The organism is Microvirga sp. VF16, from assembly GCF_016864375.1.
GTDB lineage: Bacteria > Pseudomonadota > Alphaproteobacteria > Rhizobiales > Beijerinckiaceae > Microvirga.
Genome location: NZ_CP069354.1, coordinates 4761628 through 4787538 on the forward strand (window position 1 = coordinate 4761628; position 25911 = coordinate 4787538).

Consider the following 25911-nt stretch of genomic DNA (forward strand, 5'->3'; position numbering starts at 1 on the left):
AGGCATCGCCTATCGGTTGTGAACCAGCGCCCGTCGCGCAAGCGGGGCGCTGTTTGCATGTCTGGCCCCCTCTTCCCTGGGCCAATGGCCGAACCGCTCTCTCAATTTCTCTCTCGCCGGCGCCTTTTTGATGCCTTGTTTCACGGCTGTTAAGGATTTCCCGCCAGAGTGCCGCTCCCGGTACTATGAGTTTCGTTAAGTTGGAGACGAAGGTGTTCGCCCCATCGATTCGCCATTTGGCCCCCTTGAGCCTGACCCTCGTTGCCATCGGCCTGTCCGCCTGCGGCACCATGAGCGGCGGTCCCACGCAGCGCATCGCCGTGGTGGAGGAGGACACCCAGGGAACGAGCACGGTCAACATCTCGTCGCTCTCGGACGTGATCCAGCGCAACCCGAACGATCCGGGCGCCTATAACACCCGCGGCGCGGCCTATGCCCGCGTGGGGAACTACAGCAGCGCCATCTCCGACTTCTCCAAGGCGGTGCAGCTCGATCCGAACTATGCGCCGGCCTATACCAACCGTGCGCTCGCCCTGCGGCAGACGAACCGCAACGACCAGGCGCTCGCCGACTTCACCCGCTCGGTCCAGGCGGACCCGAATTACGGCCCGGCCTATATCGGCCGCGCCAATCTCTACCGCGCCCAGAACCAGTACCAGGAAGCCTTGAGCGACCTGAACATGGCAACCCGTCTGCTGCCCGAATCGGCCGAGGCGCTCCATTCCCGCGGCCTGCTCTATCAGCGCCAGAACATGCACCAGCAGGCGATCCTGGATTTCGACGCCACCATCGACCGCAATCCCTTCGTCGGTGCACCTTACGCCGCCCGCGGCCAGAGCTTCGTGGCGACGAACCAGTACGACAAGGCCATCGAGGACTTCAACGCGGCCCTCAACGTCGACAACAAGGACGCCAATTCCTGGGCCTGGCGCGGCGTCGCCCTCGAACGCAAGGGCGATCGCAGCCAAGCGCTCGAGAGCTATTCGCGTGCGCTCGCCCTCGACAACAGCAACAGCGTCGCCCGCCAGGGCAGCTCCCGACTCCAGGGCGGCGTCGCGGGTCTGTTCCGCTCTTAAGGGCCACGGAGGAAGGCGGCATGAACCCCGCCCCTCCCCCTGCGGACCATCGCGGACATCGAACATCTTCTCGAAGCGCATGCGGACCTGCATGCGCTTCTTTTGCATGTGGAGCGCCTCGGCCTTCCGGATTGCTGGATCGGAGCCGGCTTCATCCGCAACATGGTCTGGGATGTACGGCACGGATGCGCAATTGATGTGTCCCGTCTCAACGACGTGGATGTGATCTACTTCGATCCAGACGACACACGGCGAGAGCGGGAAAGCGACCTTGAGCGGTGCCTCCGCGCATCCGCTCCCGGCGTGATCTGGTCCGTGAAGAATCAGGCGCGCATGCATCTTCGCAACGGCGATGCGCCCTATCGCAATACATTCGATGCGGTTGCTCATTGGGCAGAGACCGCAACGGCCATCGCAGCCCGTTCAATCCGTGGCAAAGTCGAGGTGATGGTGCCTCACGGGATTCAGGATCTTCTGAACCTAATCGTGAGGCCGACACCAGCCTTCGAACATAAGATGGATATCTATCGCGAACGGGTACGGAGCAAGGACTGGCCAACCCGCTGGCCGAAACTGACGATGCTCATGACGTGGGATGAGGCCTATCCGGCCCCTCACACTTCCTTCGACATGATCGACACGTAAGGCTCGAAGCCGAAGGCGCGATAGGTGCGCTCGGCCCGTTCATTGGCGACGAGGACGCCGATGAAGAGGCGCTTCAGACCGGCCTCCTTCGTCAGGCGCTCGGCCTCCTTGAGAAACATCTGGCCGATGCCCTGCCCGCGCCAATCGTTGTGCACGATCAGGTCCGTCACCGTGCCGTGATTGCGAAGAGTATCGGCCACATAGGCTGCATCCTGATCGAGCGAAAAGCCCATGGCACCTACAGCGATCCCATCCGATTGGGCAAGAATGATGCGACCGTTGCGCCGGGACAGGCGCTGCATCAGCTCGTCGTAATACTCCGCCGCCGCCCCGTAATCGCGCCGACGGTCGCCGACAAGATCGGCCTCGAAGATGTTGAGCTGGTGGATCAGCTCGATGACGGCATCCCGGTCGGAAGGAAGGGCAGTGCGGAGTGTGATGGAGGACATGAGGCGAAGTCCAGGCGAAGCACGTCAGGGGCTCGCGTTAAAGCAGATTTCGCCGGCTTCGTCATCGTGGGCGTCCTACACTGTCATTCCGGGGCGGCTCGTCAGAGCCGAGCCCGGAATCCATAAACACGACGTATCGAGATAGGGCGAACAGCCTCGCACTTCTTTCTGAACTGTCAGCGGCTATGGATTCCGGGCTCCGCTACGCGGCCCCGGAATGACAGTGGAGATGCAGCGGTAAAACGAAAATGCCCGGCGCTGGGCCGGGCATGAAGCATTGTCCTGATCGTCGGATCAGAGATTCTTCAAAATCTCGTCGACCACCTTCTTGGCATCGCCGAAGAGCATCATGGTGTTGTCGCGGAAGAACAGCTCGTTCTCGACGCCGGCATAGCCCGAGCCCATGCCGCGCTTGATGAACAGCACTGTCTTGGCGCGCTCCACGTCGAGGATCGGCATGCCGAAGATCGGCGAGGCCGAGTCGGTCTTGGCGGCCGGGTTCGTCACGTCGTTGGCGCCGATGACGAAGGCGACATCGGCCTGCGGGAATTCGCCGTTGATGTCCTCGAGCTCGAACACCTCGTCATAGGGCACGTTGGCTTCCGCGAGCAGCACGTTCATGTGGCCGGGCATGCGGCCCGCGACCGGATGAATGGCGTATTTCACTTCGACGCCCTCGGCCTTCAGCTCGTCCGCCATCTCGCGCAGGGCGTGCTGCGCCTGGGCCACCGCCATGCCGTAGCCCGGCACGATGATGACCTTGGCGGCGTTCTTCATGATGAAGGCGGCATCGTCCGCCGAGCCCTGCTTCACGGGACGGGTTTCGACCGCACCGCCGGCGGCGGCTGTCGTCTCGCCGCCGAAGCCGCCGAGGATCACGGAGATGAAGGAGCGGTTCATGCCCTTGCACATGATGTAGGACAGGATCGCACCCGAGGAGCCGACCAGCGCGCCGGTGATGATGAGCGCGAGGTTGCCCAGCGTGAAGCCGATGCCCGCGGCCGCCCAGCCCGAATAGGAATTGAGCATCGACACCACCACCGGCATGTCGGCGCCGCCGATGGGGATGATGAGCGTCACGCCGAGCACGAAGGAGACCACCACGATCAGCCAGAAGACCGCATGGCTCTCCGTGCGGATGAAGAAGACGAGCAGCACGAGAAGCAACAGGCCAAGGCTGGCATTGATCAGATGCCGGCTCGGCAGCAGGATCGGCTTGCCGGACATGCGCCCGTCAAGCTTCAAAAACGCGATCACGGAGCCGGTGAAGGTGACGGCGCCGATGGCGACGCCGAGCGCCATCTCGAACAGCGATCCGCCATGGATGGTGCCGACCGAACCGATGCCGAAGGCCTGCGGCGCATAGAGCGCGCCCGCCGCCACGAGGACCGCCGCGAGACCGACCAGGGAGTGGAAGGCGGCGACGAGCTGCGGCATAGCCGTCATCGGCACGCGCTTGGCGACCACCGCGCCGATGCCGCCGCCGATGCCGAGGCCCAGCACCACCAGCGCCCAGCCGCCGAAGCCGCTCGGCGGGGAGACAAACAGGGTGGTGAGGATGGCGATCCCCATGCCCACCATGCCGTAGAGATTGCCCTGCCGGGAGGTGGTCGGGTGCGACAGGCCGCGAAGGGCCAGGATGAACAGGACGCCCGAGACGAGGTAGAGGATCGAGGCTAGATTGGCCGACATCGCCTCATCCCTTCCTGCGGTACATGGCGAGCATGCGCTGGGTCACCAGGAAGCCGCCGAAGATATTGATGGATGCCAGGATAAGTCCGATGAAGCCGAGCGCCCGCGCCCAGATCGGCCCCTCGCCGAGACCGGGGGCCACATCGACGCCCACCGCCAGCAGCGCGCCGACCACGATGACGGAGGAAATGGCGTTGGTGACCGACATCAGCGGCGTGTGCAGCGCCGGGGTCACCGACCAGACCACGTAATAGCCGACGAAGATCGCCAGTACGAAGATGGCGAGGCGGAACACCGTCGGGTCGACGGCCCCGTGGGTCACGGCGGCGGCGGCGGCTCCTGCCGCATCGGCCACCTGATCGGCGATAGTCTGGGCCGCCTCGGCCGAGCGGCGGGCAGCCTCTGCCGCCGCTTGGGCCTGCTCGACGGCCTGTTCGGGCGTAAGCGTTGCCATGGTGTCCTCCCTGGACGGTTTAAGCAGTCGGCTGGAAGGCGGTGTGAACGATGGCGCCGTCACGAGTCAGGCAGGTGGCCTTGACCAACTCGTCGTCCCACTTCACGGCCAGAGCCTTGGTTTCCTTGTCCACCAGCGTCTCGACGAAGGCGTAGAGGTTCTTCGCATAGAGGCTGGACGCCGTGGCGGCGAGGCGTCCGGGCACGTTGAGGTGGCCCACGATCTTCACGCCGTTATGCTCCACCACCTGGCCGGGTTGGGCCAGCTCGCAATTGCCGCCGCGCTCCACCGCCAGATCGACGATGACCGAGCCGGGCTTCATGGATTCGACCATGGCGCGCGAGACGAGCTTCGGCGCCGGGCGGCCGGGGATCAGGGCCGTGGTGACGACGATGTCCTGCTTGGCGATGTGGGAAGCGACAAGTTCGGCCTGCTTGGCCTTGTAGGCGTCCGACATCTCCTTGGCGTAGCCGCCAGCCGTCTCTGCCTGCTTGAACTCCTCGTCCTCGACCGCGATGAACTTGGCGCCCAGGCTCTCGACCTGCTCCTTGGCGGCGGGACGCACGTCGGTGGCGGTCACGACGGCGCCAAGACGGCGGGCGGTGGCGATGGCCTGGAGACCGGCCACACCGGCGCCCATGACGAAGATGCGGGCCGCGGGCACCGTGCCGGCGGCGGTCATCATCATCGGCAGTGCCCGGCCGTATTCGGCGGTGGCATCGATGACGGCCCGGTAGCCGGCGAGATTGGCCTGGGAGGACAGCACGTCCATCACCTGCGCGCGGGTGATGCGGGGCATCAGCTCCATGGCGAAGGCGGCAACCTGCGTGTCGGCCAGGGCCTTGAGGGCTGCTTCCTGGCCATAAGGGTCCATGATGGCGATGACCAGGGCGCCGGGCTTGGCGCCCTTCAGCTCGCCCTCGGCGGGGCGGCGGACCTTGAGGAGGACGTCGGCGTCCTTCAGGGCGTCCTTGGCCGTCTTGGCGATGGATGCGCCGGCAGCCTCGAACTCGGCATCGGGGATACCGGCCTTGGCGCCAGCCCCGGCCTGGACGACCACGTCAGCGCCGAGGCTTTTGTATTTCTTGACCGTTTCAGGGGTGGCGGAAACGCGTGTCTCCGCTCCATCGGTTTCGGAGAGAACGGCGATCCGCATGTAGGCCCCCCTGGGATGTGGTCAACGGCTTGGAATCAAGCTCTTTCTGTGTCTGTCAAAAGTCATCCGCCGCTCAATAGAAAATGAGCGCCAGGAGAAGGAGAACGCCGACGGCGGCCGGAGCCCGCGCACCGACGGAAGGAGCCATGGCGCCGATGCCGCCTGCGACCAGCGAGAGAATGACACCGAAGATCGCTGTGACCCAGGCATGCTTGATGCCGCCGACGGCCAAAGCCAGCACGTGGCAGACGATGACGGCGGTCGCGATTTCGGCGAACTGAATGAACCCGTAATAGGTCGCCTCATGAGCGCGAGCGTCCATATCCGGACTGTAGCCCCCGTGCGGCGCATGTTTTGTATCGGCCATGTTTCAAAGCCCTGTTCAGCGTCACGTATTAACTGCTGCGTTTAGCGCATGCGGTGAGGAGCCGCAATCTTTCGAATGGCTCCAATGAAAACTTTATGAATGCTTTTCGAGGTTATTTGATCCCTAGGAACTCCCGCCATTGCGGCAGGCAAACCGTTTCGTAATCGTATTTCGCAACGGCGATCCGCCGGGCCTCCGCGGCCATGTCGGCGGACTTGTCCTTGTCGTTAAGAGTCTCGCGCACGCGCTCGGCCAGGGCCTTCTCGTCGAAGAAGGGGAAGAGGCGCCCGTTGACCCCGTCCTGGATGACCTCACGCACCGGCTCCGTATCGGAGGCCACGATCCGGCATTCGAGCGCCATGGCCTCGATGGACGACCAGGACAGCACGAAGGGATAGGTCATGTAGATATGGGCCGAGGAGGTCTGCAGGACCTTCACGAACTGGTCGTAGGGCAGGTTTCCGACGAAATGGACCCGGGACCAGTCGACCGGCCGCTCGATCCGGGATCTGAAGACATCGAACCAGGATTGCCCGTTCGGCGCGGAGCCGGAATAGCTGGCGCCCTTGCCTCCGATGATGACCACCCGGAGTTCCGGATCGATCTCGAGCAGATAGGGCAGGCTCTTGAAGACGATATGGGCGCCGCGCATCGGCTCGATATTGCGGGTCACATAGGTGACGACGGGCTTTTCTCGGGTGAGTTGCGGCCCGTCCTGGCCGAGCTGGATCCTGACGTTCGGGTCGGGGAGGAGTTTATGGGTGTCGATGCCGTCATGGATGATGGCGAGCCGGTCGCGCAGATAGGTCGGGAAGGTGTCGCGCTGGTAGCGGGTCGGTGCTACGGCTGCGTCGGCAGCGTCGAGAGCGCCGAGCTGCATGGAATTCTTCAGGCGCAGGCGCCAGATCACCTCCTCGTTGGTGACCGGGAATTCGGGATCGAAATCGAGGTCCTGGCCCTTGGCGTGGTAATAATATTCGAAGTAGGCCACGTGGCGGGCCCTGGGCCAGATATCCTTCAGGAACAGGTTCTCGCCCCAGCCGGTATTGACCACCACCACGTCCGGCTCGAAGCCTTGGCCGGCAAGCTCGCGAGCCTTGTGGGCCACCCCATAGGCGCGGCGCAGGCGCGGGATGACGGGAGAATAGCGGTTCTGGTAAGGCGCGTCCTCCGGGCCGGGGACCGCATCGTAGGAAAAGTACTTCACGCCCGGGATAAAGCATTGCTTGACCATCCCAAGGCCCACGACCTCATGCCCCTCGGCCACGAAGGTCCTGGCGAGACGCAGGAATTGGCCCGGAAAATTCTGGTGAACGAAAGCAATCTTCATCGGCTGCCCCTAACCTACCGTTAGCCTCTAGGGCCGAACGGCAAAAGATGCAACCTCATTACACGGGACTTGGTAAACCGGAAGCTTTCAGCGCCTCCTTCTGTTTCTGCTCCAGGCTTTCCAGGGAGAATCGCTCGATCTCGTTCTCGAACAGCCGGTGATAGTTCAGCTCGGCCTTCAGATGCAGGAAGACGGCACCCAAGCCCACGGCCGCCCGGTCCATGAACACGAATTCGCGCGGGACGGTGACGGGGCCCTTCTCCTTCAGGGCCTTGTGAACCTCAAAGGCCTGACGGCGGCCATATTCGCCGGGCTTTACCCCGTCGGCCACGGTGCGGACCCGGTCGTCGAGGAGCGGCGCATAGATGAAGCGGGCCCAGATGTTCAGAATGTCGATCAGCTCGTTCGAGAGTTTCTTGAAGCCCCAGGTCTCGTAGGCATGGACGACACGGGCGCGGTCGTCGGTCTGGAGACCGCGATAAAGGTCGACCACGCCGCCGACGAAGCGCGGATGGAAGATGCGGATGCAGCCGTAATCGAGGAGATTGATGCCTCCCGGCTCCCCGCCCTCGGAGAACACCGTGTAATTGCCGAGGTGAGGATCGCCGTGGATGACGGCCGCATGGCTGAACGGGTGCCACCAGGCCTTGAACATGGCGACCGCCAGCCGGTTGCGGATCTCGACCGGGGCCTCGGTGAATCCGAGAATCTTCTCGCCGTCCAGCCATTCGAGCGACAGGAGTCGCCGGGTGGAGAGTTCCGGATGAACCCGCGGCACCCGGACCTCCTCTACATCGGCGAGGGTCTTTGCGTAGAGCGCCGCATGCTTGGCCTCGCGCTCGTAATCGAGCTCCTCGCGCACGCGCTCGCCGATCTCCTTGGCGATCTCGCGGGTGTCGATGGCGGGATCCATGCGGCGATGGACGGCGAAGACCCATTCGAGCTGCTGCAGATCCGCCTCCACGGCGGATTGCATGTCGGGATATTGCAGCTTGCAGGCGATTGGCTCGCCGTCTTTCGTGGTTGCGCGATGAACCTGACCGAGCGATGCGGCCGCCGCGGGATTGAGATCGAAGGAACCGAACCGACTCTGCCATTGCGGTCCGAGTTCTGCCTGCATGCGCCGTTTCACGAAGGCTGCCCCCATGGGCGGCGCCTCGCTCTGGAGCTTCTGCAGCTCGGCTGCATATTCCGGCGGGATGAGATCGGGAATGGTGGCGAGAAGCTGCGCCACCTTCATGATCGGCCCCTTCAGTCCGCCGAGCGCCTGCGCCAGCACTGCCGCGTTGGAGGCATCGCGCACATCACCCCCGAACAATCGTGATCCTGCCATGCGGGCCGCGACCCCACCCATATTGGCGCCCACGCGGGCATAACGGGCGGCGCGCGCGGAGAAGCGGTTCGCTTCGCGGTCGGAATCGGCCATGACGTGGAATCTCTTGCTCTGAACCGGAGAGCTTAAGATATGGCTTGCTGCGCGAAGCGCTAGGCTGCGTGGACGATTCGACCGGGATTGCGACATCGGCGACCGCAGCGCCGATCAGCCGCGGGCGAGCCTCGCAGCCTGCTCGAGGCCGATGCGGTGGACGAGCGGGTCAGCATGCCGATAGACCAGCTGCCATTCGCTTCCTTCGCGGCGATAGACCTGGGTGACGCGCAGCGGCCATTCCTGGTCCGGCAGACCACCGACTTCGCCATGCTGCCGCTCGATCATCACAAGAACGACGAGGTCGCCCGACGCATAGGTTTGCACCACTTCCAGCGTCGCCTCGCCGGCTTTGAAATAATCGGCGACCTCCAGCAGACTCTCACTTCGGTTATCGTAGCGGGCGGGCTCTCCGCCGAAAGGGTTCATCAGCACGAAGCCGGAAGCATGAGGCGTCAATGCGAGATAGCGATGCATATCCCCGCGCATGAACGCCGAAGTGGCTTCCTCTGTCCGTTGGACGAGCTCGGCGAGCTCCTCGTCCGTGATGCTTTCATGCGCCATGGCCGCATCCTATGTCCCGACGACCGGATATGCCTTCTCGGCAACCGCCGGATTAAAGGATGAAATCACCGGATCTCAGGCTGCGGATACCGCTAAGACGGATGATGCCTTCCGCAGCGAGGTCGGCATCCGTATTCAGGAGGACCCGCGTCTCCGATCCCGCGGCCTCGTACCGGACCTGACCGGCTGCCGTGAACTCCGCATTGCCGATGAAAGCGAACGCCTGATTTCCACCGCGCAGAGCATTGGCATCGATCCTCGACAAATCCAGATGATCTTGGGCGCTGCGGCTGAAATCGTGCACGACATCCGCACGGCTTAAAGCGGAGCCGACGGAGCCGATGGATTGCCAGCGAAACACATCCGCCCCTGATCCGCCGGATAACCAATCCTTGTCGGGGCCGCCGACAAGCGTATCGCGCCCGAGATCGCCATAGAGCCTGTCGTTCCCGGCATTGCCGGAGAGGCTGTCGTTGCCGGCCCCACCACGAAGCGTCTCGTCCCCTGACGCGCCTTTCAGCACATCGTTGAACGCACTGCCCCACACGCCCTGGATGCTCGAGAAGCGATCTCCGGACGCATCGCTTCCGGCCTGGGTCCTCTTCGCGAGATCGATGAGCACGCGGCCCGGTGAATCGCGGTAATCGGCATAGTCGAAGCCGCCGCTGCCCGACAGGAGATCGGCGCCCGGTCCGCCCCGAAGATTATCGTTGCCGCTGCCTCCAAACAGCGTGTCGTTTCCACCGCCGCCAAAGATCCGATCGTTGCCGCCGCCGCCACTGAGAACATCCGCAGCATCGTCACGAGGATCCGGACCGCTGCCTGACTTGAGATCCAGGCGGAAGACCTTGCCCCCAAAATCGACGATGTAGAGATTTCCAGATCCATCCTCTCCCATTGACGAAACGGAACCGATCGGGCCGCCGCCCACTGCGACCTGACCCGTCAGATCCTTGAAAGACCACGAGCCGGAGACGCGTTGCAACGACCAGATCCCGCTGCTGCCGAAATCCGAGAAGACATACGTTCCCTGAAAATCCTGCTCGGGCCCGCGATAGACGTAACCTCCCGTGACCGCCTGGCCGAGATCGCGGCCATAGGCATGGACCGGGTTCGTATAGTTCGGGAACGATCCGGGATTGAACGGCCCCTCGGTGGCGCTCCACCCGTAGTTGGCGCCAACTCTCCCGAGATTGATCTCTTCATAGGTGCCTTCGCCGACATCGCCGATATACATCTCGCCGGTCAGCCGGTCGAAGCTCACGCGCCACGGGTTGCGCAGTCCTGCGGCATAGATCCCGGTTTGCGCCGCGTTACCCGCGATGCCATCGATCGCCGCCGGATTATCTGGAGGCAGAGCATAGTTCCTGTTGGCATCCATGGGGAAGGCATCGCTGCCACTCACGTCGAGCCGGAGGATCTTGCCCAATTGGCTGAGGCTTTGCGAGTTGGCGCTGTTCGCACCGTCGCCGGTCGCCACGTAGAGATAGCCGTCCGGTCCGAACCCGATCCAGCCACCCCGATGGTTGGTGGTGGACGACGGGTAGTCGATCCGATCGATGAGCCGCATGCTGCTGGCATCTGCAACGAGGGGATTGGACGCCAGCGTTCTGTATTCGCGGATCTCCACATCGCCGGCGATCGTGCTGAGATAGACGTAAAACCTCCGGCTCGTCGCGAAATCAGGAGCGAAAGCGAGACCGAGCAGCCCCTGTTCACCATCGGTCGCGACCTGAGAAGAGACGTTGAGGAACGATGCGCCGAGGGTCTGGCCCGTGCCGGTATCGTAGACCTTCACCAGACCGCGCTTCTCCAGAATGAAAAGATGCTGGGAATTGCCCGGCGCCGCTGTCAGGTACAGGGGATTTTCCAGGCCGGAGACGATCGCATTGGCCGCCATCGTGGACGGGGTTCTGGCGTTGGGATCGTAGCCGTAGATCACATCGGCGGCTCCGGTGCCGCTCAGCCTGTCTGCGGCCTGACTCCCGATACGAACTGCCATGGTCGACCTCCCGGTCTGCCCCCAATGCAGCCATTGTTATGGAATTCGGTACTTTAATTCGGCGGTCCTGAGCGGCAAGTCGTCCCGCCGCTCAGGACAGAACAATCACGCAGCTTCTTTTTCCATGGCCTCCAGCTCGCCGATCAGGCGCTCGATCATCGACAGACCGATCTGCCAGAAGGCCGGATCGCTGGCGTTAAGGCCGAAGGGAGCGAGCAACTCCGAGTAGTGCTTGGTGCCGCCCGCCGAGAGGAGCGCGAAATAGCGGTCCACGAAGCCTTCGTTGGAACGCTCGTAGACGCCATAAAGCGAGTTCACGAGGCAATCGCCGAAGGCATAGGCATAGACGTAGAACGGCGAATGGATGAAATGGGGGATATATGTCCAGAAGCTCTCGTAGCCCGGACCCAAGCGGATCGCCGGCCCGAGGCTCTCGTCCTGCACCGACATCCAGAGTTCGCACAGTTTGTCGGCCGTCAGCTCGCCGTTGCGGCGCTCCACATGAACCTTGCGCTCGAAGGAATAGAACGCGATCTGGCGCACCACCGTGTTGATCATGTCCTCGACCTTCGCCGCCAGCATCGCCTTGCGCTGCACCGGGTCGGTGGTCTGGTCGAGCAGGCGGCGGAAGGTCAGCATCTCGCCGAAGACGGAGGCCGTCTCTGCAAGCGTCAGGGGTGTGGGCGCCATGAGCGCACCATTCGGGCCGGCCATGACCTGATGCACGCCGTGTCCCAATTCGTGCGCCAGGGTCATCACGTCCCGCGGCTTGCCCTGGTAGTTCAGGAGCACGTAGGGGTGAGCGGACGGCACCGTCGGATGGGCGAAGGCGCCGGGCGCCTTGCCGGGACGGGTCGGCGCATCGATCCAGTCCTCGTCGAAGAAGCGCTGCGCGATGTCGGCCATGCGCGGCGAGAAGGCGGAATAGGCCGAGAGCACCGTGTCCTTCGCCTCGTTCCAGGAGATGGTGCGCTGCTCGACCTTCGGCAGAGGCGCGTTGCGGTCCCAATGGTCGAGCTTGTCCTTGCCGAACCACTTGGCCTTCAGGGCATAGTAGCGGTGCGACAGGCGTGGATAGGCCTCGCGCACGGCGGAGATCAGCGCCTCCACCACCTCGCGCTCGACCCGGTTCGCCAGATGGCGGGAATCGGCCACGTCCTCGAAGCCGCGCCAGCGGTCCGAGATCTCCTTGTCCTTGGCTAGCGTGTTGGTGATGAGCGTGAAGGTGCGCAGGTTCGCCTTGAAGGTCTTGGCCAGCGCATCGGAGGCGTCCTTGCGCACGCTCTCGTCCGGATCCTGCAGCTTGTTCAGGGTCGGCTCGATGGGCAGCTCCTCGCCTCGCACCGTGAAGCGTAAGGAAGCGATGGTCTCGTCGAACAGGCGGTTCCAGGCCGAGCGACCGGTAACCGACTTCTCGTGGAAGAGCTGCTCGATCTTGTCTTCCAGCTGATAAGGCTTGTCCTTGCGCAGATCCTCGATCCAAGGCTTGTAATGCGCGAGCGGCGCCTCGCCCGTGGCCTTGTCGAGCACGGCATCGTCGATGCGGTTGAGTTCGAGCGCGAAGAAGAGCAGTTCCGTCGAGGCAGCTGTCAGGCGCTCCTGCGTATCGCCATAGAACTTCGCGCGGATCGGATCCGTGGTGTCGCCGGAATAGATGAGGCCCGCATAGGACATGAGGCGGCCGAGAAGGTCTTCGAGCGCCTCATAGCGCTTCACCACCTCGTTCAGTCGTTCGGACGCCTGCTCGCCCCGTGCCATCTCATCGAGCTTGCCGCGATAGGCGGCAGCGAAGGCCTTGCACTCGGATTCGGCCTTCGCGAGGTCCTGCTTGAATGCTTCGCTGTCCATGCCGGGATAGAGATGGGACAGGTTCCATTCGGGCAGCGGCCCAAGTTCGGCCTGCGCGGCGGCAGAGGATGAATGAGGCACGGGGGAAACTTTCTGAGAGGTCACGGGCGACAGCCTGATCGGGATCGAACTGGAATAGTACTGCACACATATTGGCTGCCGCGCTCTCCGGATCAACCCATATCGGCCGAGGGTTGGACCCGGCCCCCGCCCCTCCGTTAAGAGCCGGTTTACCCTTCTCGCCCAGCATGACCCGGACGATCCGCACGCGGCACTTGGGCCTTCAGCCCCCTCCCCGTCTCTTTGCAGACGGCATCCGCCCTTCCTGGGATGCGAGACGCATGCTCCGGCGCGGCCCTTTACAGAAAATTGAAAGAACTTGGCCTAGACGATGAAGCCGCATGACGTTTCGCGCGTTAAGCGTAACAGAACATGCGTGGGAACACTGACGACATTCACTTGATGGAGGCATCTCCCATCCTCCACTTTCATTACGACGAGGAGCAAGGTCATGCGTGACTTGCGCAAGACGGCACTTTGGCTTGGTCTCATTGGATCGGTCTCCCTCCTCCCCCTCACTACCCTTGCGGAAGACATCGCCAACGCCCATCCCGAGGTCGTTCAGGCCGCTCCCGCAGAGCCTTCCTTTCACGATGTCGCCGTTGAAAAGGACATCGCCTCCCAGGTCATCCCGCTCCCCGAGCCTGCACCCGTCACTATCGAGTCGGTCGATCTGAAGCCTGCACCCGCCATCGACATTCCATTGCCCGATGCGGCCCCCGTGACAGCCCTGATGCAGGCAGATCTTGTCCGCATCGCCGTGGAGGGTCTGTTCGCGGACGACGCCGCCATGCGCGAGATGCGTGTGAACAGCAGGGACCGGGAAGCCCTGTCCGCTTTCTATGCACAGGCCGAGCGCCCGCTGATCTGGGCACAGGACGGTGCGTGGTCGCCTGCGGCGCTCGGAGCGATGGAGCGCCTGAAGGCCGCTGACGAGGATGGCCTCGACCCCGCCGACTATTCCCTGCCCGACAGGGGCCTGCGCAAGGATGCAACGCCGGCACAATGGGCCCAGGCCGATGTAAGACTCTCCCTGTCCGTGATCCGCTATGCCCGCGACGCCCGCGGCGCGCGCATCGATCCCACCCGCCTCTCGCCTCTGGTGACCCCGAAGCTCGCCCTGCCGGCGATCGACGAGGTGCTGAGCAAAGTCTCCTCCGCCGGAGATGCAGGCGGGGCACTCGAGGCCTACAACCCGCCTCATCCCGGCTACAGGGCCTTGAAGGAGCGGCTGGCAAAACTGCGCGAAAACCATCCCTCGCAGCCGAGCGTGCGCCTGCCCCGGGGGCCGATCCTGCGCGTGGGCATGAAGGATCCGCGCGTGCCTCTGATCCGCGCCCGCTTCAATCTCATGAAGGAGGCGGACAGTCAGACAATCTATGACGAACGGGTGGCCTCCGCGGTGGCCGCCTTCCAGAAGGAAAAGGGCCTGCCGAATACCGGCGTCCTGAACGCGCAGACGGTCGCGGCTCTCTCAGGATCCTCGGTCGTGCAGCGGCACTCCGACCTGATCACCAATATGGAGCGCTGGCGCTGGCTGCCGGCCGATCTGGGGCAGCGACACATCATGGTGAATGTGCCCGAGTTCCGTCTCCAGGTGGTCGAGGGCCGCAATGTGGTCCATCAGGCCCGCGTGATCGTGGGCAAGGAGCAGTCGCAGACGCCGATCTTCTCCGAGAACATGAAATATCTCGTGGTCAATCCGTCCTGGACGATCCCGCCCTCGATCATGAAGAAGGAGATCCTGCCGGGGCTTGCCAACGATCCCTATTACGCTGCGCGCCGGGGCTACAAGATCATCCGCCGGGGCGACCGGATCACGGTGCAGCAGCCGCCGGGCGAGCGCAATGCATTGGGCTTCGTGAAGTTCATGTTCCCCAACCAGCATGCGGTCTATCTGCATGACACGCCGAACCGCAATCTGTTCTCGGCCAGCAAGCGCGCCTTCAGCCATGGCTGCGTGCGCGTCGACAGGCCCTTCGAGCTCGCAGACGTGATCATGGGCAAGGATGGCAAGTGGACCGAGCAGAAGCTGCGAGGGCTCATCGGCAAGGGCGAACGCTATGTGCACCTGACCAATCCCCTGCCCGTGCATCTGACCTACTTCACGCTCGCCATCGACGAGAAGGGCGACGTGAAGCGGTTCGAGGATCTCTACGGCCTCGACCGCAAGGTCCGCGCCGCCCTGAACCTGTCCGAATAGCTCCCTCATCCCACTGCGTTTTCAGCGAATTTCTTTCTCTCACTTAACGGGAAGGTAACCGTCTTCGGCAAAGATCCTTTCACTATAAGGGTTTTTTGCATCCGCGGGTGCAGCCGAGTAAAGACGAGTATCACAGTGAGAGTATTGCGTACGGACCGCTTGGCGCATCGTGCGAAAAAGTGGACCCGGTTTTTCGCGTCCAACGATGCGCTTTTCAAAGAGCGGAGCATCGGATGGATCCCAAAAGTGGTGTCCACTTTTGGGTCCGATGCTCTGGCGCACCGCGCCGGCATTGGTCTTGCGGCCTTTCTGGCCGTCATGGTGGGCGGGGCGCGCGGCACGCAGGATGCCGTCGCCAATGGCGATACCCGCACGTTGAGCCTTTACAACAACAATACCAAAGAGAGCCTCACCGTCACCTTCCGGCGCAACGGGCAATATGATTCCGCCGCCCTGCAGCAGCTCAACTGGTTCCTGCGCGACTGGCGGCGCGACGAACCGACCCGCATGGACCCGCGCCTGTTCGATACGGTGTGGGAGGTCTATCGCGAGTCCGGGTCGAACGAGCCTGTGCGTGTGAACTCGGGCTACCGTTCTCCGCAAACCAACTCGATGCTCAGGCGGCGCTCCAGCGCGGTGGCCAAGAACAGCCAGCACATGCAGGGCAAGGCCATGGACTTCTACCTGCCGGATGTGTCCACCGTCCGCCTTCGCGCCATCGGCGTGCGGATCCAGAACGGCGGCGTCGGCTATTATCCCAATGCCTACACGCCTTTCGTCCATATCGACGTGGGCAGCGTACGTGCTTGGCCGCGCATGACGCGGGCCCAGCTCGCCAGCATCTTCCCCGACGGGAAGACCGTGCACATCCCCTCCGACGGCAGACCTTTACCGGGCTATGACGAAGCCCGCGCCGAGGTCCTCGCCAAGGGTGGCACCGTTGCCGGCTACACGGCCTATGCGGACGCCGAGGAGGCCATCGCCAACCAGCCGCGCCGCAGGAGCTTCTGGGCCACCCTGTTCGGCATCGGCGAGGACGAGGAGGAGGATGCGGAGGAAATCCGTGTCGCCTCGCGGCCGGGCCGGGCGCTCATCGCCTCCCGCCAGTCGCAGCCGGCACAGGGCTACTATGCCAGCGATTCCAACTCGTCGGTCTATGCTGCCCTGCAGCCCGGCCAAGCTCCCGAGCCGACACGCCGGGCTCCCGTCGCGATCCAGCCGCGGCCCGAGCCGCCTGCTCCTGCGGTCGTAGCAGCCATTGCACCGGCCCTGCGTGAGGATCTGACGCCGCCTCAATCCGCCCCGCTCCCGCCGACCCGGATCAACGGGGCGCCCGGCACGGTCCAGACGGCCTCGGGCCCGGCCCTAGCCTGGCAGCAGGGACCGGAAGCGCAGTCCGAGATGACCATCGCCCGGGGCATGTCCTTCGCGCCGATGCCGCCGCGGCGTCCCGATGCGGATGATGCGGGAGCAGACGCTATCGCGGGCACCGTTGCCCTCGCCTATGCCCCGTTGCCGCCGGCTCGTCCGGGCTCGCTCGCGGCCACGAACCCGATCCCCGGCCTTCCTGAGCTGCGCGGCTCGACGGAATTGGCGTCGGTCCAGCACCCGCTGCCGCCGCCACGGCCCGACCTGCGCCCCATCGTGGTCGCGGCTGCGGGACCGGTCGATATTCCGGTCACGGGCTCGACCCCAAGGGAGGTGGCAAAGGCAAAGCCGGCAGCGGCGCCATTGGTCAAGGTACCTCCGGCCGCAAAGAAATCCCCGACGACGGCGCTGAGCGCTCTGATGTCGGCGGAGCCCAGCCTGCATATGGGCTTCTCGAACAAGCCGGTGGGCGATCTGGCCACCAACCGCTTCACGGGACCGGCGGTCAAACCACTGAACGTGGTGAGATAAAAGAGAAGGGCTCCGCAAGCATCGGACCCAAAAGTGGGACCCACTTTTGGGATCCATCCGATGCTCGCTTTAAACCGGCGCATCGTCGGACGCGGAAAACCGGCCCCCACTTTTCCGCACGATGCGCTGGGAACCCTTTTTCGTTTCAGTCGTCATGCCTGCGGCTGTAGCCGCTGCGGGGCGGCGAGGTCCATCCTTGAGGCGGCGCCTTCGGCCTGTAGACCTCCACCAGCAGCGGATGGCAGACGGCCACATCGCTCGAATGTTCCGCGCTGCAATCGCCGCCCGGGCAGGCGGAGAGCGCGCCCAAAAGATCGATCTCGGCGAAGAATTCCAGGTAATCGCCCGGCCGCACAGGGCTCGCCTTCATGAAATACTGGCCCGTATCGCGGGTGAAGCCTGTGCACATGAACACGTTGAGCACGTCATGCACCGCAGGCTCGACTTCCTCCTTCGGACGCTGCAAGCGATGTGCAAGCGCACGGGTCAGGTTCGAGTGGCAGCAATGGTGGTATTCGTGACCGGAGAGGAGTTTGTGCGTGTAGGGGTCGCAGCGCGTGCCGATCACGTCGTGGACGGAGCCGCCAAATTCGTCGAAGCCATACCAGTCGAGGGTGTCGTGGGTGATCGTCGCCATCGGCCTTAAGTAAGGCAGGGACGACCAGAGCTGGTCTCCGGTCGACACATGCGTACCGTTGAGAGCCCGTGTCTTTCCGGAGAAGAAGCGCTCATTGAGATCGTTCGCCGACCAGAGATTGAGATCGCCTACCTGAGGGCCCTCGATGCTGACGATGCGGAAAAAGCAGCCGGCGGGTACTTGGAAGCAGCGCGCATCGCGGGGCGGCACGATCACCTCGTCGATCTTCTGCCAGCCCTCGCGCGCCGCGCGGTACGTGGCAAGATCGGGCCGTGGCAGCGTGTCGACCGGATAGCAGATGACGGGCGCAATCTTCCGACGCGCATCCGCGTCGACAGGTTCGGACATTGGGTCCCGGGGGAGCTTCATGCATCTCTCCAGCTTTTCATGATCGGTTCCTTATAGGAAACCGGATCGCTCCGAGCGAGCGGTAAGGATGCATGGCTGATCGGCGGAAGCGCTTTTTGCTTGAGCCGTGCGCCGCAACGTATTCTATGGCCGCATCGCAAGGACCGCCCATGACGGATCAGAACGCCCACCGCACCCTGGAGGATTATCCAAGCCGATCCTCCACCGACATCCGCTTTGCGGATCTTGATCGGCAGGGCCATGTCAACAATGCGGTCTTCGCCACGTTTTCGGAAATCGGCCGGGTCGCCTTCATGTACGATCCGGAACGGCCGCTCGCCACCGAGGGCCGGAGCTTCGTCATCGCCCGCCTGGTGATCGATTTCCGGGCGGAGCTCTTTTGGCCGGGCACCGTCGACATCGGCACCGGCGTTTTGAGAATCGGACGCAGTTCGTTCACCCTGGCTCAGGGCATCTTCAACGACGGACGCCTCGCGGCGACCACGGAGGCCACGATCGTCATGGTGGACAAGGAAACGCGCCGCTCGACGCCTCTGCCGCCGCAGACGCTCGACATCCTGCAGGGTCTGATGCTGACAGGGTTGCCTCGGACATGAAAAAGGCCTCGCAGCTTCACGCTGCGAGGCCTTTTGAAAAACTTTCGACGGTCGATGCCTGCCTACGCCATTCCGAGCGCCTGCATGTAGAGCTCGAGGATCGCCTCCTCCTCCTGGCGCTCGGCGTAGTCGCGCTTGCGCAGGGAGATGATCTTGCGCAGGACCTTGGTGTCGAAGCCGTTGCCCTTGGCCTCGGCATAGACGTCCTTGATGTCGCCCGCGATGCCGGCCTTTTCCTCTTCGAGGCGCTCGATGCGCTCGATGAAGGCCTTCAGCTGGTCGGCTGCGACGGATTCGGTGTTGAAAGCTGCGTCATCCATGAGGGAAGCCCCTTAATTGTGGTGTTGAAGCCAGTGTTATGGCCATTTGGTTGAAGCCGTTTTAATGCCCCGGCTTCGATTTCTCAAAATCGGCCAGCTGGGATGGGGAGGCCTCGCGCTGGTGGCGCTCCTTCCATTCCTCGTAGGGCATGCCGTAGACATGTGTCCGGCTCTCGTCCTTGGAGAGAGCGATGCCCCGCTCGTCGGCGGCCTCCTTCAGCCAGTTAGACAGGCAGTTCCGGCAGAAGCCCGCCAGATTCATGAGATCGATGTTCTGGACGTCCGTCCGCTCGCGCAGATGCTCGACGAGCCTGCGGAAGGCCGCAGCCTCCAGCTCGACCTGGGTTTTCTCGTCGATATCCTTCATGGGCTTACCCTCCGTGCTGGCGCAGGCGGTCGCGCGTGCGGGTGCCGAAAATCCTGGGCGCCCGAAGTTCCTGCCGGTCGGCGAGCGGCTTGAGGAGCCGGGCAAAACGCTCGGCCCATTCTTCGGCGCCCTCGTCCGACGCAATCAGATCCTGCCGGATCTCGATGAGCGCATTGGCGAGCCCCCGGATCGTGGCGTGACGGTCGACGGTATCGCCCGCGAGAGCCCCATCATAGGGCTCGTTGTCACCAACGACGAGTCCGTCCTCTGCCTCCAACCCTTCCAGAAGCGGCTTGGCGAAGCGGTCATCCGCGTCCCACAGGATTCCCACATGCCAGGGCCGGGCCCAGCCGCGCCAGATCGGCGTGAAGCTGTGAACCGTCACGATGACGGGCGGATGGCCGGCCGCCATGGCCTTATGGATCGCATCCGCAATCGCATCGTCGTAAGGATCGTAGAATCGGGCGATGCGCCGCCGAACCTCGGCTTCGTCGACCCGGGCATTGCCCGGCACCACCGCGCCGTCGGACAGGCGCATGACCAGCGTCGGATCGTCCCGGCCCCGGTTGGGGTCGATGATCAGCCGGGAGAACTGCGTGAGAATTGCCGGCGCGTTGAGGCGGCGAGCCAGGGAGCGCGTCACGGCGGCGGCGCCGATGTCATAGGCGATGTGACGCTCGAATTCGGATTCCGGCAGCCCCAAGTCGCCGAGATCCGGTGGCACCGCGTTGGAGGCGTGATCGCACAGGATCAGGATCCCCGATTCGAGGGAGCCAGGAATGATCTCGACGGGATGAGGCTCGAGAGAAGGATCGTCGAGCTTGAGCGCGGCGGAGGCGGACATGGCGAAGGAGGGATTTCAGACAGGATGGATTGAACGGCGGAGGAAAAGCCTTACCCTGCCCCTCCAACCCTGACAACGCGACGTTCCGCGCAACACACTTTCACGACGTTATGCCCGCTTCATCCACAACGGCCCGGCTCGAGCCGGGCTTCGCGTCTGCTTTTGCCGCCCTGTGTCTCGGCGCCATCGCCATGGGGATTTCCCCGATATTCGTGCGCTTCGCCTCAGCCGATATGGGCGGGGCACCGGCCGATGTGGGGCCGTTCGCCAGCGCCTTCTGGCGCGTCTCGCTCTGCCTGCCCCTGCTCTATGCGTGGATGCGAATCGAGGAGAAGCGCGCTCCCGCCGACGCGCCAAAAGTCCGCTTTTCCAAGGCAAGCATTCTGGCTGGCATCGTCTTTGCAGGCGACCTCTTCTTCTGGCACCTGGCGATTCTCAAGACGACCGTGGCGAACGCCACCTTCTTCGCCACCATGGCGCCGCTCTTTGTCGTGCTGACTGTCTGGCTGGTGTTCAGGCAGCAGGTATCGCGCGGCACCTTCATGGGCCTTGCCCTCTGCCTTCTCGGCGGCACCGCCCTGATCGGCCAGAGCCTTCATGCGGATCCGGCCAGAATCGAAGGAGACCTCTACGGAGTCGCCACGGCGTTCTTCTTCGGCATGTATTTCCTGGCTGCGAGCAAGGCCAGGAAGACGGCAGGCGCCGCGCGGGTCACCTTCGAGGCCGGGCTGATCACCTCCGCCATTCTTCTCGTCATCGCGGTTCTCTTCGACACGCGGGTGATCCCGCAGACGGCGCAAGGCATCGCGGCGCTTCTCGCCATGTCCTATGTCAGCCATGCGGGCGGCCAGGGGCTGCTTGCCATCGCGCTCGGACGATTGCCCGCGGTCTTCTCATCCCTTGTGATCTTCCTGGAGGCGATTGCGGCGGCCGTGTTCGGCTGGGCGATCCTGGGCGAGGAACTGACGCTTGTGCAGAGCCTAGGGGGAGCCTTGATCCTGTTCGGCATCTGGATCGCGCGGCCAAAGCCTGAGGCCGTCGTCGAATAGAACGGTTGCCCGCCTCTCCATATGGAGGGCGGCGACAGGCCGATAGTGTCGGAAAGGCCATGCGGCCTGCAAAATTGACAGCATCCCTGCTGTAAGGTCTTGCTCCGGCTGAACTTCTGACCGACAACGATTCGACATAGTTCTCACAGCATTGTGCGATTTCATTCCTTTCGATTCGATCATACCGCATCCATGACGGCCGCATTTCTCACATCGTCTCCGCGCTGGCGGCGAAGCCTTGCACTCGTATCGTTCCTTTTCGGTGGGTGCCTGCTGGCCGCATCGCCCGCGAAGGCGGACCTGCGCCTGTGCAACATGACCTCGAGCCGGGTCGGCATCGCGCTCGGCTACCGGGACGCTCAGGGCTGGGTGACGGAAGGCTGGTGGAATCTCACCGCCCGCGGCTGCGAGACCCTGCTCAAGGGGCAGCTCGGCGGGCGCTTCTATTACGTCTATGCCATCGATTACGACCGGGGCGGCGAATGGAGCGGACGCTCCTTCATGTGCACCCGGGAGCGCGAATTCACGATTCGCGGAACCGAGGATTGCCTCGCCAGAGGCTTTGATCGCAGCGGCTTCTTCGAAGTCGATACAGGTGAACAGAAGAGCTGGACGATCCAGCTCACCGAAACGAATCGGCCAGGGGGGCCATGACGATGAGACGCGACAGGCGTACGAAGATTTTAGCAACCTTGGGACCGGCTTCCGAGAATCCGGAGATGATCGCCAAGCTGTTCCAGGCCGGCGCCGACGTCTTCCGCCTCAACATGAGCCATCTGCCGCGTGAGAAGCTGAAGGAGCGGGTCGAAATGATCCGCGCCGTCGAGGCCAAGTTCAAGCGCCCCATTGCGATCCTCGCCGATCTGCAGGGCCCCAAGCTGCGCGTCGGCGCGTTCGAGGGCGACAGCGCCATGCTGGAGCCAGGCCAGAGCTTCACGCTCGATGCCGACAAGACACCCGGCAACAAGAATCGCGTGCACCTGCCGCATCCCGAGATCCTGTCCTCGCTCGAGCCCGGCCACACGATCCTAATCGATGACGGCAAGCTGCGGCTACGCGTGAAAAGCGTGAAGCAGGGCTCGGCCACCACGATTGTGGAAGTCGCCGGCAAGATCTCCAACCGCAAGGGCGTGAGCCTGCCCGACACCACGATTCCGGTTGCCGCGATGACCGACAAGGACCGCTCGGATCTCGAAGCGGCGCTCGATGCCGGTGTGGACTGGATCGCGCTCTCCTTCGTGCAGCGCCCCGAGGACGTGGCCGAGGTCAAGAAGGTTGCCCGCGGCCGCGCGCTCGTGATGTCCAAGCTCGAGAAGCCGCAGGCGATCGCCCGCCTCGACGAGATCACGGAGATCTCCGATGCGGTCATGGTCGCGCGCGGCGATCTCGGCGTGGAGATGCCGCTGGAGAAGGTCCCCGGCATCCAGAAGCGGATCATCCGCACGGCGCGCCGCCTCGGCAAACCCGTCGTCGTGGCGACCCAGATGCTGGAATCGATGATCACCGCGCCGGTGCCGACCCGCGCCGAAGTCTCCGACGTCGCGACCGCCGTCTATGACGGTGCGGATGCGGTCATGCTTTCGGCAGAGAGCGCCTCGGGTCAGTATCCGGTTGACGCCGTAGCCACCATGAGCCGGATCGCGGAAGAGGTGGAGCAGGACCAGAGCTACTGGTCGATCATGCGCACCCTGAACGCGGAGCCGGAAGCCACCGGCTCGGACGCCATTGCGGCGGCCTCGCACCAGATCGCCGACACGCTCAACATCAAAACGGTGGCCGCCTGGACCTTCTCAGGCTCGACGGCCTTCCGCATCGCCCGCGAGCGGCCGAACTCGACGGTGATCGCACTCACCCCGAGCCAGAACACGGCCCGGCGCCTGGCGCTGGTCTGGGGTGTGCATTCGATCCGCACCAAGGATGCCAGCGACATCGACGACATGGCCTTCCGCGCCTGCAAGTTCGCCCTGCGCGAGGGCCACTCGACCGTCGGGGACCGCATCATCGTCGTGGCCGGCATGCCCTTCGGCACGCCGGGTGCCACCAACATGGTGCGCATCGCCTTCGTCAACCAGGAACACGCCGCTCAGGCGTAACCGACCCCGACCCTGGCCGGCGCGATCCGCTCGGCTAGGGCTTCGATTGCGACAAGAACAGTCTTTCCGTCTGCATATTGCGGCATGTGGCCGATGCCCGGCATCAGGATCAGCTCGGCGCCCGGCACCTCCCGGGCGAAGGAGAGGCTGTGGAGATCGGTCCAGACGATCTCGTCACTGTCACCGGCCACCACCACCGTCGGCAGGCGAATGTCCCGATAGCGCACGCTCTGCCGCACGACCGCATCATACATGACCGCGAAGTCCTGCATGTTGGCTTCATAGGATCTCGGCCGGAAGGCGAGCGGAATGAAGCCCTTTTTCACGATGCCCCGTGGGGCCGGCTGCGGCCAGAAGGTCTTTTCCTTGATCCAGGGCCGGAGCATGAGAAGAAGCGGCACGGCAAGCGTCCGCAACAGCAGCCAGCCAGTCCAGGAATCGATCAGGCGCCGGTACCAGCCGATCGTGCCGCCGGGCCAGGGCGAGGTAATGCCGGAAAGGACGAGGATCGCCCCCGTCACGTCGGCATGATCGAGGGCGAGATGTGGGACGATGGTTCCCGACCAGGAATGTCCGACGATAACGGCGTTGCGAACGCCCAACTGCCTTAGAGCACCGGCGATCAGCGCCGCTTGCCGGGCAGGATCGGCTTCACTCAATCCGGGCTTGCGCTCGCTCCAGCCATGGCCGGGGCGGTCGAAGGCGAGGACCCGGTAGCTTTGCGAGAGCGCCCAGCCGAGACCGAGCATGGATTCGACGAGGTTGGATGAGGCACCGTGCAGCAGGACGACGGTCCCGCGCGGCTCATTCTTCGGTCCCTCCTCCCGGTAATGGAGTCGACAGCCCTCGACCTCGACGAACCGGCCGGTCGGCGGGAAACGCCGCTCGATGCACCAGGCATAGAGATAGGTGAACGCGGCCCCCGAACCGAGAACGAGGAGAAGCGCAACAACGATGAGAAGAAGCAGGGACATCCCTGCAACGTGGATTTATAGGTCGTGCCCGTCAACCTCGGGGCCGAGACGGTTCACGATGGTCTTCACGTCGGTCATCTGCGGATTGATCGTGAGCACCCGGCGATAGGCCTGCAGGGCCCGCGTCTTGTCGTCCGAGGCCATCAGGATATGGCCAAGCCCGGTCCAGGCGTTGAAATGGCGGGGTTCGATCTTGATCGCCCGGTGCAGATCGGCCATGGCGCCGACCGGATCGTCGAGCTGGTAGAAGACGGTCGCCCGCTTGTACCAGGCTTCAGCCCAGTTGGGCTGGAGCACCAGGACGCGGTCGATCAGCTCGATGGCGAGCGGGAAATCCTTCTTGTTGAAGGCTTCCGCTGCCCGGCTCAGAAGAAGATCGGCCGTATCGGAGCCGGACCGGGCGAAACGCCGCTCGATCAAGGACGCGATACCCTCGGCCTCCCGCTCGGTTTGGGCCTTGCCGAGACGTTCGAAGAGCTCATCCAGCGTGGAAGCGCGCGGGCGGACCTGAGGCGGCTGGGCCTGCTCCTTCGAATCCTTGGGACGCGCAGGCTCCTGCGCACCCAGCGGGAGTGCGGCCAAGCTCAGCGATACGATCAGTATGGACGCGAAAAAGCGCATGCCGGGATTTTAGGATCCCGGCATGCGCGGTCAATTCAGATTCTTGTGTGCGGCATTGCCGCAGCGAACTTAGCCCTGGCGAGCCTTATAGCGCTTCTGGGTCTTGTTGATGATGTAGACCCGGCCCTTGCGACGAACCAGCTGGTTGTCGCGGTGACGGCCGCGGATCGACTTCAACGAGTTACGGATCTTCATATCCGGTCTCCTGCGGCCCTTCGGGAAGGCCGGAAAAAGAAAATGGTGGGCGCGGCTGGGATCGAACCAGCGACCCCTACGATGTCAACGTAGTGCTCTCCCGCTGAGCTACGCGCCCGGGAAACGGTGATTTTGACGTCCCGCTTCGGCTGTGGGGGCGATATACCCACAAGCGGGCCTTGGCGCAAGCCTGAAGGCCGCCCTTTTTTAGGCAGCCATCATTTTATCGACTTCGCTCACCAGGTCGCGCAGGTGGAACGGCTTCGACAGGACCTTGGCGTCGCGCGGGGCCTGGGAATCCGGGTTGAGGGCGACCGCGGCAAAGCCGGTGATGAACATCACCTTGATTTCCGGATCGAGCTCGGTGGCCTTACGGGCCAGCTCGATGCCATCCATCTCCGGCATGACGATGTCCGTCAAAAGAAGCTCGAAGGGCTCCTCGCGCAGGCGGTTATAGGCGGAAAGGCCGTTATCGAACGAGGCGACGTCGTAGCCCGCGTTCTCGAGCGCCTTCACGAGGAAGCGGCGCATGTCGTTGTCGTCTTCGGCAAGAAGGATCTTCATCGGTTGCCAGTCCCGAATCGTGGCGGATGGTCTTAGCCTCTTCATCGCGCATTGGGGTAAACAAGCCGTGAAAGTACGATGCGGCGTTGCTACGATATTGTCATGGACAGG

26 protein-coding genes and 1 tRNA gene are annotated in these 25911 nt (G+C 63.7%); 8 read left to right on the plus strand and 19 right to left on the minus strand.

Features of this window, described 5'->3' with window-relative positions; all coding sequences use genetic code 11:
• Positions 1-212: 212 nt before the first annotated feature.
• Entirely contained in the window at positions 213-1076 is an 864-nt protein-coding gene (locus JO965_RS22350; RefSeq protein WP_203441167.1) for a tetratricopeptide repeat protein, read from the plus strand.
• A 162-nt stretch (positions 1077-1238) separates the two neighbouring features.
• Positions 1239-1721 (plus strand): nucleotidyltransferase family protein, encoded by a 483-nt coding sequence (locus JO965_RS22355; protein WP_246776918.1) that lies wholly within the window; start codon positions 1239-1241, stop codon positions 1719-1721.
• Here the strand turns inward: JO965_RS22355 and JO965_RS22360 are convergent.
• The 10 genes from JO965_RS22360 to JO965_RS22405 form a co-directional block, all read right to left on the minus strand.
• A complete protein-coding gene (locus JO965_RS22360) occupies positions 1691-2170 on the minus strand; it encodes a GNAT family N-acetyltransferase (RefSeq protein ID WP_203441169.1) in 480 nt (159 codons plus the stop codon). The two genes, JO965_RS22355 and JO965_RS22360, sit on opposite strands and share 31 nt — an antisense overlap.
• A 294-nt stretch (positions 2171-2464) precedes the next feature.
• On the minus strand, positions 2465-3862 hold the full coding sequence (locus JO965_RS22365; RefSeq protein ID WP_203441170.1) for an NAD(P)(+) transhydrogenase (Re/Si-specific) subunit beta: 1398 nt from the start codon (positions 3860-3862) through the stop codon (positions 2465-2467).
• Positions 3863-3866: 4 nt separating this feature from the next.
• Positions 3867-4316 (minus strand): proton-translocating transhydrogenase family protein, encoded by a 450-nt coding sequence (locus JO965_RS22370; protein WP_203441171.1) that lies wholly within the window; start codon positions 4314-4316, stop codon positions 3867-3869.
• A 19-nt stretch (positions 4317-4335) separates the two neighbouring features.
• Entirely contained in the window at positions 4336-5472 is a 1137-nt protein-coding gene (locus JO965_RS22375) for a Re/Si-specific NAD(P)(+) transhydrogenase subunit alpha (protein ID WP_203441172.1), read from the minus strand.
• Between the two features lie 73 nt (positions 5473-5545).
• A complete protein-coding gene (locus JO965_RS22380; RefSeq protein ID WP_203441173.1) occupies positions 5546-5839 on the minus strand; it encodes an aa3-type cytochrome c oxidase subunit IV in 294 nt (97 codons plus the stop codon).
• 112 nt (positions 5840-5951) lie between these two features.
• Positions 5952-7169, minus strand: coding sequence for a glycosyltransferase (locus JO965_RS22385; RefSeq protein ID WP_203441174.1), 1218 nt, complete (start codon positions 7167-7169; stop codon positions 5952-5954).
• Positions 7170-7227: 58 nt separating this feature from the next.
• Positions 7228-8595 carry an AarF/ABC1/UbiB kinase family protein gene (locus JO965_RS22390; protein WP_203441175.1) on the minus strand — a complete coding sequence of 456 codons (1368 nt, stop codon included), beginning with the start codon at positions 8593-8595 and terminating at the stop codon, positions 7228-7230.
• A 114-nt stretch (positions 8596-8709) separates the two neighbouring features.
• A complete protein-coding gene (locus tag JO965_RS22395) occupies positions 8710-9159 on the minus strand; it encodes a DUF4440 domain-containing protein (protein ID WP_203441176.1) in 450 nt (149 codons plus the stop codon).
• Between the two features lie 52 nt (positions 9160-9211).
• Entirely contained in the window at positions 9212-11161 is a 1950-nt protein-coding gene (locus JO965_RS22400) for a PQQ-dependent sugar dehydrogenase (RefSeq protein ID WP_203441177.1), read from the minus strand.
• 105 nt (positions 11162-11266) lie between these two features.
• A complete protein-coding gene (locus JO965_RS22405) occupies positions 11267-13114 on the minus strand; it encodes a M3 family oligoendopeptidase (protein WP_203441178.1) in 1848 nt (615 codons plus the stop codon).
• Between the two features lie 406 nt (positions 13115-13520).
• On the opposite strand from JO965_RS22405, the gene JO965_RS22410 reads away from it, so the two are divergent.
• Complete coding sequence (locus tag JO965_RS22410; RefSeq protein WP_203441179.1) at positions 13521-15272, plus strand: murein L,D-transpeptidase; 1752 nt, start codon at positions 13521-13523, stop codon at positions 15270-15272.
• 246 nt (positions 15273-15518) lie between these two features.
• Positions 15519-17171: a DUF882 domain-containing protein gene (locus tag JO965_RS22415; RefSeq protein ID WP_371826815.1), complete on the plus strand. Its 1653-nt coding sequence runs from the start codon at positions 15519-15521 to the stop codon at positions 17169-17171.
• Positions 17172-17316: 145 nt separating this feature from the next.
• On the opposite strand, the gene JO965_RS22420 is transcribed toward JO965_RS22415, so the two are convergent.
• On the minus strand, positions 17317-18177 hold the full coding sequence (locus tag JO965_RS22420; RefSeq protein WP_203441180.1) for a DUF1989 domain-containing protein: 861 nt from the start codon (positions 18175-18177) through the stop codon (positions 17317-17319).
• A gap of 149 nt (positions 18178-18326) precedes the next feature.
• On the opposite strand from JO965_RS22420, the gene JO965_RS22425 reads away from it, so the two are divergent.
• Positions 18327-18773 carry a thioesterase family protein gene (locus JO965_RS22425; RefSeq protein WP_203441181.1) on the plus strand — a complete coding sequence of 149 codons (447 nt, stop codon included), beginning with the start codon at positions 18327-18329 and terminating at the stop codon, positions 18771-18773.
• A gap of 62 nt (positions 18774-18835) precedes the next feature.
• On the opposite strand, the gene JO965_RS22430 is transcribed toward JO965_RS22425, so the two are convergent.
• The 3 genes from JO965_RS22430 to JO965_RS22440 all read right to left on the minus strand — a co-directional run bounded on the left by JO965_RS22430 (position 18836) and on the right by JO965_RS22440 (position 20304).
• On the minus strand, positions 18836-19093 hold the full coding sequence (locus JO965_RS22430) for a DUF2312 domain-containing protein (protein WP_036355032.1): 258 nt from the start codon (positions 19091-19093) through the stop codon (positions 18836-18838).
• A 61-nt stretch (positions 19094-19154) separates the two neighbouring features.
• A complete protein-coding gene (locus JO965_RS22435; protein ID WP_203441182.1) occupies positions 19155-19460 on the minus strand; it encodes a DUF1244 domain-containing protein in 306 nt (101 codons plus the stop codon).
• A 4-nt stretch (positions 19461-19464) separates the two neighbouring features.
• Positions 19465-20304 (minus strand): N-formylglutamate amidohydrolase, encoded by an 840-nt coding sequence (locus JO965_RS22440; RefSeq protein ID WP_203441183.1) that lies wholly within the window; start codon positions 20302-20304, stop codon positions 19465-19467.
• Positions 20305-20414: 110 nt separating this feature from the next.
• On the opposite strand from JO965_RS22440, the gene JO965_RS22445 reads away from it, so the two are divergent.
• From JO965_RS22445 to pyk, 3 genes are all read left to right on the plus strand, one after another.
• Positions 20415-21353 (plus strand): DMT family transporter, encoded by a 939-nt coding sequence (locus JO965_RS22445; RefSeq protein WP_203441184.1) that lies wholly within the window; start codon positions 20415-20417, stop codon positions 21351-21353.
• A gap of 192 nt (positions 21354-21545) precedes the next feature.
• A complete protein-coding gene (locus JO965_RS22450; RefSeq protein WP_203441185.1) occupies positions 21546-22007 on the plus strand; it encodes a DUF1036 domain-containing protein in 462 nt (153 codons plus the stop codon).
• A gap of 2 nt (positions 22008-22009) precedes the next feature.
• A complete protein-coding gene (gene pyk, locus JO965_RS22455) occupies positions 22010-23446 on the plus strand; it encodes a pyruvate kinase (protein ID WP_203444313.1) in 1437 nt (478 codons plus the stop codon).
• On the opposite strand, the gene JO965_RS22460 is transcribed toward pyk, so the two are convergent.
• The 5 genes from JO965_RS22460 to cpdR form a co-directional block, all read right to left on the minus strand.
• Positions 23437-24420: an alpha/beta fold hydrolase gene (locus tag JO965_RS22460; RefSeq protein WP_203441186.1), complete on the minus strand. Its 984-nt coding sequence runs from the start codon at positions 24418-24420 to the stop codon at positions 23437-23439. The two genes, pyk and JO965_RS22460, sit on opposite strands and share 10 nt — an antisense overlap.
• A gap of 15 nt (positions 24421-24435) precedes the next feature.
• Positions 24436-25041 carry a M48 family metallopeptidase gene (locus tag JO965_RS22465; RefSeq protein WP_203441187.1) on the minus strand — a complete coding sequence of 202 codons (606 nt, stop codon included), beginning with the start codon at positions 25039-25041 and terminating at the stop codon, positions 24436-24438.
• 69 nt (positions 25042-25110) lie between these two features.
• Positions 25111-25236 (minus strand): type B 50S ribosomal protein L36, encoded by a 126-nt coding sequence (gene ykgO / locus JO965_RS22470; protein ID WP_009763379.1) that lies wholly within the window; start codon positions 25234-25236, stop codon positions 25111-25113.
• A gap of 43 nt (positions 25237-25279) precedes the next feature.
• Positions 25280-25354, minus strand: a tRNA-Val gene (locus JO965_RS22475).
• Between the two features lie 89 nt (positions 25355-25443).
• Positions 25444-25800, minus strand: coding sequence for a cell cycle two-component system response regulator CpdR (gene cpdR / locus JO965_RS22480; protein WP_036361886.1), 357 nt, complete (start codon positions 25798-25800; stop codon positions 25444-25446).
• Between the last annotated feature and the right edge of the window lie 111 nt (positions 25801-25911).

Bases quoted from the DNA above. Each gene is read 5' to 3' on its own strand.
- JO965_RS22370 (WP_203441171.1), bottom strand. From the start codon at position 4,316: ATGGCAACGCTTACGCCCGAACAGGCCGTCGAGCAGGCCCAAGCGGCG.
- JO965_RS22450 (WP_203441185.1), top strand. From the start codon at position 21,546: ATGACGGCCGCATTTCTCACATCGTCTCCGCGCTGGCGGCGAAGCCTT.
- JO965_RS22365 (WP_203441170.1), bottom strand. From the start codon at position 3,862: ATGTCGGCCAATCTAGCCTCGATCCTCTACCTCGTCTCGGGCGTCCTG.
- JO965_RS22430 (WP_036355032.1), bottom strand. From the start codon at position 19,093: ATGGATGACGCAGCTTTCAACACCGAATCCGTCGCAGCCGACCAGCTG.
- cpdR (WP_036361886.1), bottom strand. From the start codon at position 25,800: ATGAAGATCCTTCTTGCCGAAGACGACAACGACATGCGCCGCTTCCTC.
- JO965_RS22410 (WP_203441179.1), top strand. From the start codon at position 13,521: ATGCGTGACTTGCGCAAGACGGCACTTTGGCTTGGTCTCATTGGATCG.
- JO965_RS22400 (WP_203441177.1), bottom strand. From the start codon at position 11,161: ATGGCAGTTCGTATCGGGAGTCAGGCCGCAGACAGGCTGAGCGGCACC.
- JO965_RS22385 (WP_203441174.1), bottom strand. From the start codon at position 7,169: ATGAAGATTGCTTTCGTTCACCAGAATTTTCCGGGCCAATTCCTGCGT.
- pyk (WP_203444313.1), top strand. From the start codon at position 22,010: ATGAGACGCGACAGGCGTACGAAGATTTTAGCAACCTTGGGACCGGCT.
- JO965_RS22445 (WP_203441184.1), top strand. From the start codon at position 20,415: ATGCCCGCTTCATCCACAACGGCCCGGCTCGAGCCGGGCTTCGCGTCT.
- JO965_RS22460 (WP_203441186.1), bottom strand. From the start codon at position 24,420: ATGTCCCTGCTTCTTCTCATCGTTGTTGCGCTTCTCCTCGTTCTCGGT.
- JO965_RS22425 (WP_203441181.1), top strand. From the start codon at position 18,327: ATGACGGATCAGAACGCCCACCGCACCCTGGAGGATTATCCAAGCCGA.
- JO965_RS22390 (WP_203441175.1), bottom strand. From the start codon at position 8,595: ATGGCCGATTCCGACCGCGAAGCGAACCGCTTCTCCGCGCGCGCCGCC.
- ykgO (WP_009763379.1), bottom strand. From the start codon at position 25,236: ATGAAGATCCGTAACTCGTTGAAGTCGATCCGCGGCCGTCACCGCGAC.
- JO965_RS22395 (WP_203441176.1), bottom strand. From the start codon at position 9,159: ATGGCGCATGAAAGCATCACGGACGAGGAGCTCGCCGAGCTCGTCCAA.
- JO965_RS22375 (WP_203441172.1), bottom strand. From the start codon at position 5,472: ATGCGGATCGCCGTTCTCTCCGAAACCGATGGAGCGGAGACACGCGTT.
- JO965_RS22420 (WP_203441180.1), bottom strand. From the start codon at position 18,177: ATGAAGCTCCCCCGGGACCCAATGTCCGAACCTGTCGACGCGGATGCG.
- JO965_RS22465 (WP_203441187.1), bottom strand. From the start codon at position 25,041: ATGCGCTTTTTCGCGTCCATACTGATCGTATCGCTGAGCTTGGCCGCA.
- JO965_RS22360 (WP_203441169.1), bottom strand. From the start codon at position 2,170: ATGTCCTCCATCACACTCCGCACTGCCCTTCCTTCCGACCGGGATGCC.
- JO965_RS22440 (WP_203441183.1), bottom strand. From the start codon at position 20,304: ATGTCCGCCTCCGCCGCGCTCAAGCTCGACGATCCTTCTCTCGAGCCT.
- JO965_RS22355 (WP_246776918.1), top strand. From the start codon at position 1,239: ATGGTCTGGGATGTACGGCACGGATGCGCAATTGATGTGTCCCGTCTC.
- JO965_RS22435 (WP_203441182.1), bottom strand. From the start codon at position 19,460: ATGAAGGATATCGACGAGAAAACCCAGGTCGAGCTGGAGGCTGCGGCC.
- JO965_RS22380 (WP_203441173.1), bottom strand. From the start codon at position 5,839: ATGGCCGATACAAAACATGCGCCGCACGGGGGCTACAGTCCGGATATG.